The 13401-nt window shown below is 74.1% G+C and carries 13 protein-coding genes and 1 pseudogene; 5 read left to right on the plus strand and 9 right to left on the minus strand.

Translation table 11 applies throughout. From position 1 onward, the window contains the following. Positions 1–274: 274 nt before the first annotated feature. The 4 genes from E1211_RS23790 to E1211_RS32690 all read right to left on the minus strand — a co-directional run bounded on the left by E1211_RS23790 (position 275) and on the right by E1211_RS32690 (position 5339). Positions 275–1558 carry a citrate synthase gene (locus tag E1211_RS23790; protein WP_132351233.1) on the minus strand — a complete coding sequence of 428 codons (1284 nt, stop codon included), beginning with the start codon at positions 1556–1558 and terminating at the stop codon, positions 275–277. 158 nt (positions 1559–1716) lie between these two features. Then, a complete protein-coding gene (locus E1211_RS23795) occupies positions 1717–3759 on the minus strand; it encodes a sulfatase-like hydrolase/transferase (RefSeq protein WP_243709666.1) in 2043 nt (680 codons plus the stop codon). Then, positions 3752–5176 carry a class I SAM-dependent methyltransferase gene (locus E1211_RS23800; RefSeq protein ID WP_132351234.1) on the minus strand — a complete coding sequence of 475 codons (1425 nt, stop codon included), beginning with the start codon at positions 5174–5176 and terminating at the stop codon, positions 3752–3754. The genes E1211_RS23795 and E1211_RS23800 overlap by 8 nt, the downstream gene beginning before the upstream one ends. A gap of 13 nt (positions 5177–5189) precedes the next feature. Continuing rightward, positions 5190–5339, minus strand: coding sequence for a hypothetical protein (locus tag E1211_RS32690; protein ID WP_165947329.1), 150 nt, complete (start codon positions 5337–5339; stop codon positions 5190–5192). A 188-nt stretch (positions 5340–5527) separates the two neighbouring features. Here E1211_RS32690 and E1211_RS23805 point away from each other — a divergent pair, with 188 nt between their 5' ends. Then, positions 5528–5929, plus strand: coding sequence for a VOC family protein (locus tag E1211_RS23805; protein ID WP_132351235.1), 402 nt, complete (start codon positions 5528–5530; stop codon positions 5927–5929). A gap of 11 nt (positions 5930–5940) precedes the next feature. On the opposite strand, the gene E1211_RS23810 is transcribed toward E1211_RS23805, so the two are convergent. After that, positions 5941–6630, minus strand: a complete 690-nt coding sequence (locus tag E1211_RS23810; protein WP_132351236.1) for a helix-turn-helix domain-containing protein — start codon at positions 6628–6630, stop codon at positions 5941–5943. 77 nt (positions 6631–6707) lie between these two features. On the opposite strand from E1211_RS23810, the gene E1211_RS23815 reads away from it, so the two are divergent. Beyond that, positions 6708–7559 (plus strand): arginase family protein, encoded by an 852-nt coding sequence (locus E1211_RS23815; protein ID WP_165947330.1) that lies wholly within the window; start codon positions 6708–6710, stop codon positions 7557–7559. A 54-nt stretch (positions 7560–7613) separates the two neighbouring features. Here the strand turns inward: E1211_RS23815 and E1211_RS23820 are convergent, their stop codons facing one another. The 3 genes from E1211_RS23820 to E1211_RS23830 form a co-directional block, all read right to left on the minus strand. Continuing rightward, positions 7614–9119 carry a cell wall metabolism sensor histidine kinase WalK gene (locus tag E1211_RS23820; RefSeq protein WP_132351238.1) on the minus strand — a complete coding sequence of 502 codons (1506 nt, stop codon included), beginning with the start codon at positions 9117–9119 and terminating at the stop codon, positions 7614–7616. Continuing rightward, a complete protein-coding gene (locus tag E1211_RS23825) occupies positions 9097–9843 on the minus strand; it encodes a response regulator transcription factor (RefSeq protein ID WP_305792219.1) in 747 nt (248 codons plus the stop codon). Before E1211_RS23825 ends, E1211_RS23820 begins: the two co-directional genes overlap by 23 nt. Positions 9844–9915: 72 nt before the next feature. Then, positions 9916–10146: a hypothetical protein gene (locus E1211_RS23830; RefSeq protein WP_132351239.1), complete on the minus strand. Its 231-nt coding sequence runs from the start codon at positions 10144–10146 to the stop codon at positions 9916–9918. A 196-nt stretch (positions 10147–10342) separates the two neighbouring features. Here E1211_RS23830 and E1211_RS23835 point away from each other — a divergent pair, with 196 nt between their 5' ends. Beyond that, positions 10343–11287 carry a serine/threonine-protein kinase gene (locus E1211_RS23835; protein ID WP_132351240.1) on the plus strand — a complete coding sequence of 315 codons (945 nt, stop codon included), beginning with the start codon at positions 10343–10345 and terminating at the stop codon, positions 11285–11287. A gap of 131 nt (positions 11288–11418) precedes the next feature. After that, entirely contained in the window at positions 11419–11844 is a 426-nt protein-coding gene (locus E1211_RS23840; protein WP_132351241.1) for an OsmC family protein, read from the plus strand. A 10-nt stretch (positions 11845–11854) separates the two neighbouring features. On the opposite strand, the gene E1211_RS23845 is transcribed toward E1211_RS23840, so the two are convergent. Further along, complete coding sequence (locus E1211_RS23845; protein WP_243709667.1) at positions 11855–12799, minus strand: endonuclease/exonuclease/phosphatase family protein; 945 nt, start codon at positions 12797–12799, stop codon at positions 11855–11857. Between the two features lie 405 nt (positions 12800–13204). Between E1211_RS23845 and E1211_RS23850 the strand changes: the two are divergent. Next, positions 13205–13401 (plus strand): annotated as a pseudogene (locus tag E1211_RS23850) (hypothetical protein); the annotation flags it as partial.

Consider the following 13401-nt stretch of genomic DNA (forward strand, 5'->3'; position numbering starts at 1 on the left):
CCCCGCACCAGCCCGGCTACGGCGCCGTGCCGCCGCCCCCGCCGCCGGCGCACGGCTACCCGCCGGCCCCGGCGTACGGCCACGGGCAGCAGCACCACGGCTACCACGGGCACTACCGGAAGAAGAAGCACAAGAGCTTCCTCGACGACTTCTTCGGCTGAGTTCGCCACACGAGCGACCGGACGGCCGGCCCGGCACGCGGATCCGGTACGACAGGCGACAGGCCGCCGACCCCTCGCGGGGTCGGCGGCCTGTCGGTGGTGCCGGAAGCGGATCAGCGCTCGGTGAGCGGGACGAACGCGCGCTCGGGAGAGCCGGTGTAGACCTGCCGCGGGCGGCCGATCTTGGTCTCCGGGTCGTTGATCATCTCGCGCCACTGGGCGATCCAGCCGGGGAGGCGGCCCAGGGCGAAGAGCACCGTGAACATCTTGGTCGGGAAGCCCATGGCCTTGTAGATCAGCCCGGTGTAGAAGTCCACGTTCGGGTAGAGCCGGCGGGACACGAAGAAGTCGTCGGCGAGGGCGATCTCCTCCAGCTGCATCGCGATGTCCAGCAGCGGGTCCGGCTTGGCCATCCGGCCGAGCACGTCCTGGGCGGCCTTCTTCACGATGGCGGCGCGCGGGTCGTAGTTCTTGTAGACCCGGTGGCCGAAGCCCATCAGCTTCACGCCGTCCTGCTTGTCCTTCACCTTCTGCACGAAGGAGCGGACGTCGCCGCCGTCGGCCTTGATCTTCTGGAGCATCTCCAGCACGGCCTGGTTGGCGCCGCCGTGCAGCGGGCCGAAGAGGGCGTTCACGCCGGCCGAGACCGAGGCGAACAGGTTGGCGTTGCTGGAGCCCACCAGCCGGACCGTCGACGTCGAGCAGTTCTGCTCGTGGTCGGCGTGCAGGATGAAGAGCATGTCCAGCACACGGGCCATCACCGGGTCGACCTCGTACGGCTCCGCCGGCACGCCGAAGGTCATCCGCAGGAAGTTCTCCACGTAGCCGAGCGAGTTGTCCGGGTAGAGCAGCGGCTGCCCGATCGACTTCTTGTAGGCGTACGAGGCGATGGTCGGCACCTTCGCCATCAGCCGGACCGTCGAGATCTCCACGTGCTCGGAGTCGAACGGGTCCAGGCTGTCCTGGTAGAAGGTCGAGATCGCGCTCACCGCGGAGGAGAGCACGGCCATCGGGTGCGCGTCACGCGGGAAGCCGTCGAAGAACCGGCGCATCTCCTCGTGCAGCAGCGAGTGCCGCCGGATCCACTCGGTGAACTCGGTCAGCTGCTGCTCGGTCGGCAGCTCGCCGTAGATCAGTAGGTAGGAGACCTCCAGGAAGGAGGACTTCTCGGCCAGCTGCTCGATCGGGTAACCGCGGTAACGCAGGATCCCCGCGTCGCCGTCGATGTAGGTGATCGCGGACGAGCACGCCGCGGTGTTCACGAAACCGGGGTCGTACGTGGTCATCCCGGTCTCTTTCAACAGCTTGCTCACCCCGATACCGGCGGGGCCTTCGACCGCGGTGTGCACCGGCATCGACAGCTGCCCGCCGGGGTGATCGAGCTTGACTTCCGTCATCTGGTTCCTCGCTTCGCCGGCAGATCTTCTTTGAATTGCCTTCGCTTTTACCGTAATCGCGGTTCCGGGGACACCACCTGGGGTGGTTCTGGGGTGAGGTATGCGTCACCCGATTCCCGACCGTCCGGATCGGGAAACCGACGGAACGAGCGCGCGGATCAGGAGAGCGCGAGCGAGCGCAACCCGCCGTCGGTGGCGATCTGGTAGACGTCGAGTCGATTCTTCCCGGCGTGGAAAAGCTGGTCGTCGGCGAGCAGGGCGGCGAACCGGCGGCCGCCCGGGTCGGGCGGCACCACCGGCACGACGGCCCCGACGCGCCCGTTGACGGCCACCGCGAGCAGCGTGCCGTCGGGGACGCTCTCCGGGACGGTGCCCCAGATCAGCGCCGGCAGGGTGCCGGTGTCGGGGTCGATGGCGCGGAACCCGGCCAGGTCGGCGACCCGGGCCGAGCCGCCCGTCGGGCGCTCCCCCACGGTCGTGCCGACCAACGGGTGCGCGGGCGGCAGGGGCGGCGGCTTCGGCACCCCGTCGGGGATGGCCGTCGGCTCGCCCGGGCGGTCGTAGAAGTGCTTCTGCCCGGCGGGGCGCGGGGTGGCCCGGGCGGAGCGCCCGTCGACCCGCCACGGGATCCGGATGCCCGCCTCGTCCGCCACGGTCGGCAGCAGGTCGACATGCTCCCAGTTGCGGTCGTCGACCCGGCCCGCGCGCTGGCCGGGCTCCTTCACGAACATCGGCACCCAGGCCACCTCGCCGGGCGCCGCCCTGATGGCGTCCATGCCCCGGCCCTGGAACCCCTTGCTGAAGCTCACCCCGTGGTCGGCCGTGACCACCACCGTCGCCTGGTCGTAGAGGCCGGTGGCGCGCAGCGTACGCAGCGTCTCACCGATCAGCCGGTCGGTGTAGCCGAGCTGCGCCAGGTGCCGCTGCCGGGCCAGCTCGACCCAGCCGGCACCCTCGTTCGGCAGGTCCTCCGGACCGTCGTAGCGGGCCCCCGACGGGAGGAACTGCCACGGCGAGTGCGGCATCAGCAGGTGCAGGAAGTGCAGGGTGGGGCGGGGCGTCGGCGTCAGACCGGCGAGGAAGCTGGTGAACCGCGCGGGCTGGTTGTCGTCCAGGTTGTCCCAGCGGAACTTCGGGTCGTCCGGGATCGGCTCCGCCGCGTCCAGCCCGGCCTCGGCGGCGGTCTGCTCGCGGTAGGAGTCCTCCGGGTCGATCCGGCTCTCGTGCGGCGCGGCGATCTGCCCGAGCAGGTTGCCGGTCTCCCGCACCAGCACGCCGAGCCCCTGCTCGGGGGCGATCGGCTGCTCGCAGCGGCTGGGCGGGCAGAGCCGGGTGATGCTCTCCTCGGCCCGGATGTCGTACAGGCCGCCGAACGCGGTGAAGAGGTTGTCCGGGTACTGCGCGTAGTGCGGCGCGGCGTCGCGGGACGGGTAGCGGCCGGTGAGCATGGCCGGCAGCGCGTACGGCGTCCAGCCGCTGACTCCGGTGGCGTTGCGGTACCAGGTCGACCCCCCGGCCAGCTCGGCGAAGTGCGGGAAGCGGGTCGCGTCGATCCGGCCGTCCGGGCCGAGCAGGGAGACCAGCGGCAGCTCGTCGAGGATCAGCATGACGACGGGCGGGTGCACGGAGGTGGCCGCGGTGCCGGTCGCGCCGTCGGCCGAGCGGGGCAGCACCAGCACCGAACTGGGTGAGACGACCAGGAAGAGCCCCACGAACGCCAGCGGGCCGGCGGCGGCCACCCGCAGCGCCCGGCCCGGCACGCGCCAGCGCCGGTGGGCGGCGGCCCCGGCGGCACCGAGCACCGCGGCCACCAGCAGCAGCGGTACGCCCCGCAGCGGTGTGCCGTGCCGGCCGATCTGCACGGCGAGCGCGGCGAGCAGCAGCCCGACGAGCAGCGTGTGCGTCACCGACCGGGCCACCCGACCGGCCAGCCGGGTGAGCGCGCCGAGGAGCAGCAGCACGGCGGTGGGCACCACCGCGATCAGCGCGACCAGCAGCAGCACCTGCTCCCGGTCGGCGCGGTGGAACAGGAAGAAGTCGGGGCTGCGGCCGAGCACGTCCAGCAGCGGCTGGGTGACCACCAGCCCGACCAGCGCGACGATCTCCAGCATCCGGCCCAGCTCGGATCGCAGGCCCGCCCGGCGGCCACGGCGCGCGCCCGTCCCGTCGCCACCGGCCGTGACGGTCGGCGGCTCAGCCACCCACCACCGCCGTGTAGAGCGTGCGGGTGCCCGAGGGCAGTTCCTCCCGCCCGGCGATGTGGCAGCGCGCGGCGAGCAGCCGTTCGAACTCCGCCCGTCGGTAGTCGGGGAAGGTCCCCTCGGGCTTGTTGGCCAGCAGCCGCTGCGCCATCGGGTCCTCGGGGTGGACGAACTCCACCACGATCCGCGCGCCGGGGGCGCAGAGGTCGGTCAGCCACGCCACCACCTCGGCCAGTGGCACGTTGCGCCCGATCGCCAGGTGGTGCACCACGGCCAGGGCGAGCACCACGTCGGCGGCGGCCCGGTCGGCGAAGGAGGCCCGCTCCACGCCGCGCCATCCGCCGCCGGGCGACGGGTCGGCGAGGTCCATCACCAGGGGCAGGATCCGCCGCTGGCCCTCCGCCCGCAGCGCCCGGTAGAGCGTGTCCACCACGGCCGGGTCCTGCTCGACGGCGACCACCTGGTCGGCGTGGCGGGCGGCGAGACGCGCGTACCGGCCGTCGTTGGCGCCGAGGTCGAGCACGAGGCGGGGGCGGGGTCCGCCGGTCAGCGCCGTCGCGACGAACCGCTCCTTGCCGGCCCGGTCCTGCTCGGAGTAGCCGCAGGTGCGCTGGTAGTCGGCCCAGTGGCTGGCCGCCGGCGGACGGTCGAGCCGGCGGACCAGCTTCTCGATGCCGCGCACGGTGGCGAGCGCGAGTTCGCGGGAGTACCCGGCGGCGCGCAGCTGGGCGCGGACGTCGGTGGTGGTGGCCGCGGCGTTCCGGTTCTGCATGGCGGCGTGCAGGTGCAGGTGGGTCGGTACGCCGGCCGACAGCCGGCGGAGCCCGCGGAACAGCGGCTTCAGCGCGTCGGCCTCGATGCCGTCGACCCGGGCCCGCAGCCAGGGCTGGAAGTCCACGCCGAGGTGCGCGCCGAGCAGCAGCGGGTAGAGCATCGTCTGGCAGAACTGCCGGTAGCCCGCCCACGGCTCCCCGTCGCGGACCGGTTCGAACGAGCCGACGTCGATGAAGACCGGTTCGCTGCCGCGCCACTGGAGGTTGTACGCCGACCCGTCCTTCGTGGTGAATCCGGCGGGCAGCGCCGCGCGCAGGATCTCGAGGTGCAGCAGCGCGGCGTCGCGCAGCATGGTGAAGGACCACTCGTAGGGGTGGGAGACGAACGGGATGCGTTCGTGGCGCAGCACGGTGGTCCACCGGGTGGCCCCGGCCAGCCGGGCGGGCTCCACCGCCTCGGTGCCGCAGACCTTGCCGGCGGCGAGCAGAGACGTGAAGAACTCGCTGCCGGCCAGCGCCCGCCAGTGCTCGGCGGCCTGCGCGTCGAGCCCGCGCAGCACGTCGTCACCGTCGTGGAACACCCGGTTGGCCGGGTCACGGAAGGAACCGGGTTCGGGCCGGAGACCCGCCGGGGAGATCGCCATCGTCGGCCCGAGGTCAGCGCTGGTCGGTGGGCTGCCGGCGGAACCGGTCGACGAGTCTGCGCCAGTAGAGCTTGGCGGCAACGGCCACGCCGGCCACGCCGCCGACCACCGCCTGCACGATGAGGCTGCCGGATCCCGCGTCCAGATAGGCCAGATGGGACACCAACCGCTCCTTTTCCTCGCCGTCACGAAACCGGCCGTCCCGGAGGAGTCGCCATGGGGCTTTTGATCCGGAAAGCCGCTTTCCTGCCACCGTACGCCGATCATTCCCCTCGTGCGGCCACACCGGCGACTCCCGGCCGTCCGTTTCGTTCAAGACACCCGACGGAGGGACCCCCTACCGTCGACGCCATGACGCCTCGATTCGATCTGATCGGCATGGCCACCACCGACATGGCTCGCACGCTCGGCTTCTACCGCCGGCTCGGGCTGGACATCCCGCCCGGCGCCGAGTCGCAGCCGCACGTGGAGGTGACCCTGCCCGGCGGGATCCGGATCGCCTGGGACGACGCGGAGATGGTCCGTTCCTTCGACCCGGATTGGACGCCACCCACCGGTGGCCCCCGCCACAGCCTGGCCTTCCGCTGCACGGACCCGGCCGAGGTCGACCGCTGGTACGCGGAGCTGACCGAGGCCGGTTACGAGGGTCACCTCAAGCCGTGGGACGCCTTCTGGGGGCAGCGCTACGCCGTGCTGCACGACCCGGACGGCAACGGCGTCGACCTCTTCGCCCCGCTGCCCGAGGCCGGCTGACGCACGACCGGTCAGCCGGCGGCGAGCAGGGCCGTCGGCGGCACCCCCGCCAGGTCCCGGACGTCCCGGGTCAGGTGCGCCTGGTCGGCGTAGCCGCATACGGCAGCCGCCTCGGCCAGGGGCGTACCGCTCCGGGCCACGGCCAGCGCCCAGCGCATCCGCAGAATCCGGGCGAGCGTCTTCGGGCCGTACCCGAAGAGGTGTCGACTGCGGCGGTGCAGGGCGCGCGCGTCGAGCCCCACCTCGGCGGCGATCGCGGCCACCGGCACGCCGGCGGCCGCCGCGGCCGCGACTCGGGCGCCCAGCGGATCGACCCCGCCGACCTCGCGCAGCCGCCGTGCCACCAGCTGTGGCAGCACCGAGGCGGGGGCGTCGGCCGCCCGCTGCGCCAGGCCGGCGACGGCACGGTCACCCCAGAGCGCGGCGAGCGGCACCCGGGCGTCGCGCAGCTCGTCGGCGGGCACGCCGAGCACCGCGGGGCCGACGCCCGGCGGCAGCCGCAGCCCCACCCACCGCTCCCCCGGCCCGCTGACGCTCAGGAAGGCCGTCCGGTCCGGGCCGGCCACGAGCAGGCCGGCCCGGCTGGACCAGAGCAGATCGACGCAGCCGTCCGGCAGCACCCGGCTCGTCCGGGCATCGCCCGGGTTGACGCTGGTCCAGAGGGTGCCGCCGGCGACACCGGCGGGACGTTCCCGGTACACGGATGTCAGGCTGCCACGGGGGCCTTGTGAGCGGCGAACCGCCGCGCCGGTCGGGCCGACGCCGGTACGGTGCGGGTGTGCGGTGGACGGTGGTCGACGCGCCGCTGGACTCGTCCGGCACCGGGCGGGGCGAGCAGCGGGCGCCCGAGGCGTTGCGCCGGGCCGGGCTGGTCGCCGCGCTCGACGCCGACGACGGCGGCGCGGTGGACGCGCGCGTCGAGGACGCCGCCCGGGACCCGACGAGCGGCCTGATCGGCGCCGAGGCGGTACGACGGGCCAGTGCGGCCATCGCCGCACGCGTCGCCGAACTGCTCGCCGCTGGGCAGCGCCCGCTCGTGGTCGGCGGCGACTGCGCCATCCTGCCGGGCGTCTGCCGGGCGCTGCCGGCCGGCAGCGACCTGTGGTTCGTCGACGCGCACCCGGACTTCTACGACGGCGCGACCTCCGAGACGGGCGAGGGCGCCGACATGGACCTCAGCGTGGTCACCGGGCACGGACCGGCCGTCGCGGCGGGCGTCGAGGGCGCGCTGGTCGACCCGAACCGGGTTCACCTGCTCGGGCACCGCCCGGCCGTCGAGGAGGCGGGGCGCGTCGAGGCGGCCCGGATCGACCCGAGGATCCGCCAGGTGCCTGCTGCCGAGCTGCGACGCGACCCGGGCCTGGTCGGCGCAGCGCTGGCCGAGGAGGGTTCCGCGCCGGCCTGGCTGCACCTCGACCTGGACGCCCTCGACCCGGTGGACCTGCCGGCGGTGACCTACCCCGAGCCGGACGGGCTTCGCCGGCCGGAGCTGGTCGCGTTGGTCGCGCCGCTGACCCGCGCGGACCGACTGCTCGGCATGAGCGTGACGGACCTGAACGTCGACCGGGACCTCGACGGGCGGCATGCGCGCCGTGTCGTCGAGCTCCTCGTCGAGCTGCTGCGCCCCTGAGCCGTTTCGGCGGCCCCGCCCCGTGTCGGCCAGGCGAAGCTGAGGAGCTGGCAGCTAGGCGGGCGCCGCGGGCAGCCGGACCGTGAAGACGGTCCGGCCCGGGCGGCTCTCCACCGCGACCGTGCCGTGGTGCGCGTCCACCACGGCGGCGACGATGGCCAGACCGAGACCGGTGCTGCCGTGGGCCCGCGACCGCGAGCTGTCCCCCCGGGCGAACCGCTCGAAGACCTCCTCCTGCAGCGGCTGCGGAATGCCCGGCCCGTCGTCGGCGACGCTGAGCACCGCCGTGCCCTGGTCGGTGCGCAACGTGGTGGTGACGGTGCTGCCGGACGAGGTGTGCACCCGGGCGTTGGCCAGCAGGTTCGCGACCACCTGGTGCAGCCGGGCCCCGTCCCCGGTCACCCGGATCACCTCGTCGGGCAGGTCGAGCTGCCACCGGTGCTCGGGACCGGCGACGTGGGCGTCGCTGACCGCGTCGACCACCAGCGCGGAGAGGTCCACCGGCTCCACCGCGAGCGGACGGCCGGAGTCCAGCCGGGCGAGCAGCAGCAGGTCCTCCACGAGGCTGGTCATCCGGGTGCTCTCCGACTCGACCCGGCCCAGCGCGTGGGCCACGTCGGGTGGCACCTGGGCGTGACCGCGGCGAGCGACCTCGGCGTACCCGCGGATGGCCGCCAACGGTGTGCGTAGCTCGTGGCTGGCGTCGGCGACGAACTGGCGTACCCGGGTCTCGCTGGCCTGCCGGGCGGCGAGGGCGGCGGCGACGTGACCCAGCATCCGGTCGAGCGCGGCACCCACCTGCCCCACCTCCGTCCGTGGGTCGGTGTCGGCCACCGGCACCCGCACCGACAGCGCCACGTCGCCACGGTCCAGGGGCAGCTCGGTGACCCGGGCGGCGGTGGCCGCGACCCGGTCGAGGGGGCGCAGCGCGCCCCGGACGATGAGCACTCCCAGCCCACCGGCGATCAACAGGCCCGCGGTGACCAGCCCGACCTGGGCGAGCACCATCCACATGACGGCGTGGTCGACGCGGGCGAGCGGGATGGCGACGGCCAGCACGTTCCCGTTCGGGAACCGGCGGGCCACCGCGCGGTGCGCGCCCCGGTCGCCGAGGTCCACGGTGCGCGGGACGCCGTCGGTACGCATCCGGGCCAGCGCCGCGACCTCACCGGCGGGCAGCTGCTCGGTTCCACCGCTCACGGTCCGGGTGGCCGCGGTGATGACGCCGTCGGCCACCCGCACCGCGATCGAGCCCGGCGGAAAGCCGCGGGGCGGCTCCGGCACCGGGGGCGCGGTGCCACGGCCCGCGGACCAGGCCGGCTCACCCCCCTGGCGGAACCACGGTGGCGCCTGGTCGGCGCGCCGATTGCCCTGGGCGAGCTCGTCGTCGACCTCGGCGACGAGGAAGTGGCGCAACGCGACAGTGGTCACCCCGCCGCTGCCGACGCCGACCACCGCGAACAGCGCCACCACCGAGACCACCAGCCGGCGGCGCAGTGACCAGCCGGCCAGCCGGCCGGAGAGCCGCCGACGCGGATCAGTCCGCGGGCCGGAGGACATACCCGGCGCCGCGCAGCGTGTGGATCATCGGCTGCCGACCGACGTCGATCTTCTTCCGGAGGTACGAGATGTAGAGCTCGACGACGTTGGCCTGCCCGCCGAAGTCGTAGTTCCAGACCCGGTCGAGGATCTGCGCCTTGCTCAGCACCCGGCGCGGGTTGCGCATCAGGTAGCGCAGCAGTTCGAACTCGGTCGCGGTGAGGGAGATCGACTGGTCGCCACGGCGCACCTCGTGGCTGTCCTCGTCGAGGGTGAGGTCACCGACGGTCAGCACCGCCGCCTCCCGGACGGCGACGGCGAGGCCGGATCGGCGCAGCAGCGCCCGCAGCCGGGCGATCACCTCCTCCAGGCTGAACGGCTTGGTGACGTAGTCGTCCCCGCCGACGGTCAGGCCGGCGATCCGCTCCTCCACGGCGTCGCGCGCGGTGAGGAAGAGCACCGGCACGGTGGGCGCGTGCTCCCGCAGGCGACGCAGCACCTGGAAGCCGTCGAGGTCGGGCAGCATCACGTCGAGCACCACCGCGTCCGGCTCGAACTGCCGCGCGGTGGAGACCGCCGCCATCCCGTTGTTGGCGCTGCGCACCTGCCAGCCCTCGTAGCGCAGCGCCATCCCGAGCAGGTCGGTCAGCGTCGGTTCGTCGTCGACCACCAGCACCCGGACCGGCTCGCCGTCCGGGCGGTGCAGCTCGATGCGGCTAGCGGCCGCCTGCCCGTTCATGACCATGCCCCCATCGTCGCGGGGTTTCCTGTGCCCCACTTCTGCGGAACCTGTGTGCCGGCTGTGGGCCACCGGCGGTCACTCGGTGACCCCCAGCGGGTCGGTTCGCACGTAGCGCATGGTCCAGGCGCCGGTGGCGTCCGGCTGCTCGCGTTCGTAGAGGTGGTCCGCGACGCTCTCGACCGGCTCGTCGCCGCGCGGGTGCCGCATGATCCAGCGGGTGGGCGGGGTGCCGTCCGGCCCGGCCGGCAACTCCCGGACCAGGTCGTGGGCGGGTCCGCCGACGAACCGTACGCTCACCTCGCCCATCGCCGCCCCTCTCGGTGTCCGGATCGGCACGCAGGGTGATGCCGGCCCCGGTCGGAAGCTACCGCAGATGTCACGCCGGCCGCAGCCGGCTCGCGGCGGGCATCCGGCCGCCGGGGGCGGCTGTTTGCCCCGCTGGGCGGTCGGGTACCGCGATCAGGAGGCCCCACCGGGCGACGACGAGGACAGGGAGCCGCCGATGCGCACGCTGGACGGGCGGTACGAGCTCGAACAGCGCATCGGCGTGGGTGGCATGTCCGAGGTGTGGCGGGCCCACGACGCGGTGCTGGACCGACCGGTCGCGGTGAAGGTGATGTCCCCCGGGCAGGACTCCTCGGTCGAGCGGATCCGCGCGGAGGCCCGGTCGGCGGCCCGGCTGGTCCACCCGAACGTGGCGAGCGTGCACGACTTCGGCACCTGCGCCACGCCGCTGGGCCGGCGTACGCCCTACATCGTGATGGAGCTGGCGGAGGGCGAGACGCTCGCCGCGCACCTGCGCGCCGGCGCGCTGGACTGGCGGATCACGGTGCGGGTCTGTGCCGAGGTCTGTGCCGCGCTGGCGGCCGCGCACGCCCACGGGATCGTGCACCGCGACGTCAAGCCGGCGAACGTCATCCTCACCCCGGCCGGCGCGAAGGTGCTCGACTTCGGCATCGCCACGCCGGCGGGCGCGGCCGACCCGACGCCCGACGGGATGGTGGTGGGCACTCCCGCCTACCTCGCCCCGGAGCAGCTGGACCGGGTGCCGGCCACCCCGGCGGCCGACATGTACGCCCTCGGCGTTCTGCTCTACTACTGCCTCAGCGGTCGGTTGCCGTACGAGGCCGACAGCGCCACCCAGTTGCTCACCTCGCGGCGGCGCGAGCCACCGCAGCCGCTGCCGCGGATCGAGGGGTTGCCGCCGGAGGTGGCGGAGCTCTGCCGCGGCTGCCTGGCCGACGAACCGGCCGAGCGGCCGACGAGTCTGGTCGCCGCGCTGGTCCTGGCCGAGGCGGTGGACGCCCGCGTGTACGTGCCGATGCGACTGTCGCGGGCGCCCGCGCCACGACGCACTGTGGTGTCGCCGTGGAGCGACCGCGCGGCGGCCCAGGTGACCGAGGCCGCGGTGGCGATCGATCGCTCCGGCCGGCTCGCCGATCGCTGACGTCCTGCCCGTCCCGCTTCCCCGGCGGTGTCGGCTCGCCGAGCGCCCCCGGTGCGCCCGTCGGCGTGTCAGCGGCGGTTTCACCGGTCGATGGCCGGGTAGCCGGGCGCGTGAGGGACGGGAGGAACGCCATGCCGGATCCGAGTTCATGGCTGCACGAGGCCGCCGCCACCGCCGAGGGCGGTCACGTACGCACCGACGACGGGGGGCTCTCGACCGCGCTGGCGTCCCCGCTCGCCGCGCACTGCACCGGGCTGCGGCCCGAGCAGCTGCTGGCGGCGGCGTTCGCGTCCTGCCTGCACCACGCGGCGGTGGAGGCGGCCGGCCGGATCACCGACGAGGCGCACACCGTGCAGGTGCGGGCGGAGGCGAAGCTCGGGCGCGACGTCGACGGGCGGTACCGGGCGGACGTTCACGCGTCGATCGCGTCGGCCGGGCTGACCCGTCAGCAGTTGGCGAGCCTGGTCGAGCACGCCGACGAGATCTGGCCCTTCTCCAGCGGTGACAACAGCCGGCACCGGCTCACCGTCACCCCGGCGGAGAACGGCCGGCACTGAGTCGTCGAGGTCAGCGGAAGCCGGCCGTCACCGCGCGGTGGTCGCTGTCGGGGGTGCGCAGCACCCCGGCCGAGGTGGCGGTCAGACCCCGGTAGAGGACATGGTCCGGGCGGGTCACCGGGACGGCGGCGGGCCAGGTGAAGCCGAAGCCGCGGCCCGCGTCGGCCTGGGCGTCATCGAGCAGCCGGGCGAGCGGGGCGAACATCCGGTCGGTGCTGGCCGTGTTGAGGTCGCCGAGGACGAGCAGGCGCCGTGCGGGATCGGCGCGCAGCCGGGCGGCGAGGGCGCTGACCGTCTGGTCGCGGGTCGCGGTGTCTCCGGCCCGGGCCGAGCCGAGGTGCACCACGTAGACCGTCAGGTCGCCTCCGGGGGCGGCGACCACGGCGCGTAGCGCCCTGGTCCAGCCGAGACCGGTGTCGACCCCGACCCGGTCGCGGATCGGGTAGCGGCTGTGGAGCGAGACCGTGGAGACCCTCGCCCGGTGCGGGTAGTCCGGGTTCAGGACCTCGGCCACCCGGTCGTTCTCGGTCACCTCCTGGAGGGCGATCAGGTCGGCGCCGGCCGAGGCGAGGGCGCGCACGGTGGCCGCCGGGTCCGGATTGCCGGCCCGCAGGTTCTGGCTGACGACGCGAAGGGTGGTCGCGCCCTGCGCCGGGGTGGGCCGGAGCCACGCGCCCGCGTAGAGCGCCGCCCAGACGGTGGCGGGCAGCAGCACGGCGACGAGCGCGACCCGGGAGCGGCGCAGCAGGGCGGCGAGGGCGAGCAGCGGGACGCCCGCGCCGAGCAGTGGGGTGACGCTGTCGACGAGGCTGCCGACGCCACGGACGTTCGGTATCGCGCGGTGCCCGACCAGCACCGCGGCGAGGAGCGCCGCCGCGCCCGCGAGCAGCCATCCCCGCCGGCCGCCGCCCGGCGGCCGGCTCTTCCACCGCCGGCCACCGGTTCGCCTCTCCACCCCACCCCCATGGTGACCGTACGGACGATCGGCGCCTCGCCTGTTCAGTGGAGGCGTGGCGGGATCGCGCCCCACTTTGCCAAGATCACCCATCCGCCCTACTTATGTCGCCGTTACGGTCATAGCCGTAATACCCGGAATAGGCGGTCCATCACCTTCAGCGCTCGCCGACCGGAATGGCACCCCGGATGGTGGCAAATTGTGGCGCATGCCACCAAGCAGGCAGGTGGCAGCGGACCGCTGACTTTCTAGCCTCGGCGAGTGCATCCCGACGACCCCTCCGCGCAGAAATTGACCAAGGGCGACACGGCGACCCACCCGGCCGATGGTGCATCCACCGAACGGTCGAGTGGACGACATCGCCTGCCGGATTCACCCCGACGCGGCCGCACCCTGCTGGCCTCGATGCCGGTACGAATCGCCCTCGCCACCGGCGTCAGCTGCTGCCTCGGCCTCGCCACGTACGCCGGCACCCGGGTCGAGGTGGACGACCGGAGCGAGCCGTCGGCCGAGGCCGTGGCCGAGCGGGCGGCGCTGGCCGACGAGCGCGCCTCCCGGTCGCTGGAGCGCACCGCCCCGGCCACCCCGATCAGCCCCACCCC

Origin of the sequence: Micromonospora sp. 15K316 (genome assembly GCF_004348525.1) — a bacterium.
Classification (GTDB): domain Bacteria; phylum Actinomycetota; class Actinomycetes; order Mycobacteriales; family Micromonosporaceae; genus Micromonospora.

Excerpts from the sequence above, each read along its gene's own strand:
- E1211_RS23790 (WP_132351233.1), bottom strand. The coding sequence starts at position 1,558 with ATGACGGAAGTCAAGCTCGATCACCCCGGCGGGCAGCTGTCGATGCCG.
- E1211_RS23800 (WP_132351234.1), bottom strand. The coding sequence starts at position 5,176 with ATGGCGATCTCCCCGGCGGGTCTCCGGCCCGAACCCGGTTCCTTCCGT.
- E1211_RS23805 (WP_132351235.1), top strand. The coding sequence starts at position 5,528 with ATGACGCCTCGATTCGATCTGATCGGCATGGCCACCACCGACATGGCT.
- E1211_RS23820 (WP_132351238.1), bottom strand. The coding sequence starts at position 9,119 with ATGTCCTCCGGCCCGCGGACTGATCCGCGTCGGCGGCTCTCCGGCCGG.
- E1211_RS23825 (WP_305792219.1), bottom strand. The coding sequence starts at position 9,843 with ATGGTCATGAACGGGCAGGCGGCCGCTAGCCGCATCGAGCTGCACCGC.
- E1211_RS23830 (WP_132351239.1), bottom strand. The coding sequence starts at position 10,146 with ATGGGCGAGGTGAGCGTACGGTTCGTCGGCGGACCCGCCCACGACCTG.
- E1211_RS23835 (WP_132351240.1), top strand. The coding sequence starts at position 10,343 with ATGCGCACGCTGGACGGGCGGTACGAGCTCGAACAGCGCATCGGCGTG.
- E1211_RS23840 (WP_132351241.1), top strand. The coding sequence starts at position 11,419 with ATGCCGGATCCGAGTTCATGGCTGCACGAGGCCGCCGCCACCGCCGAG.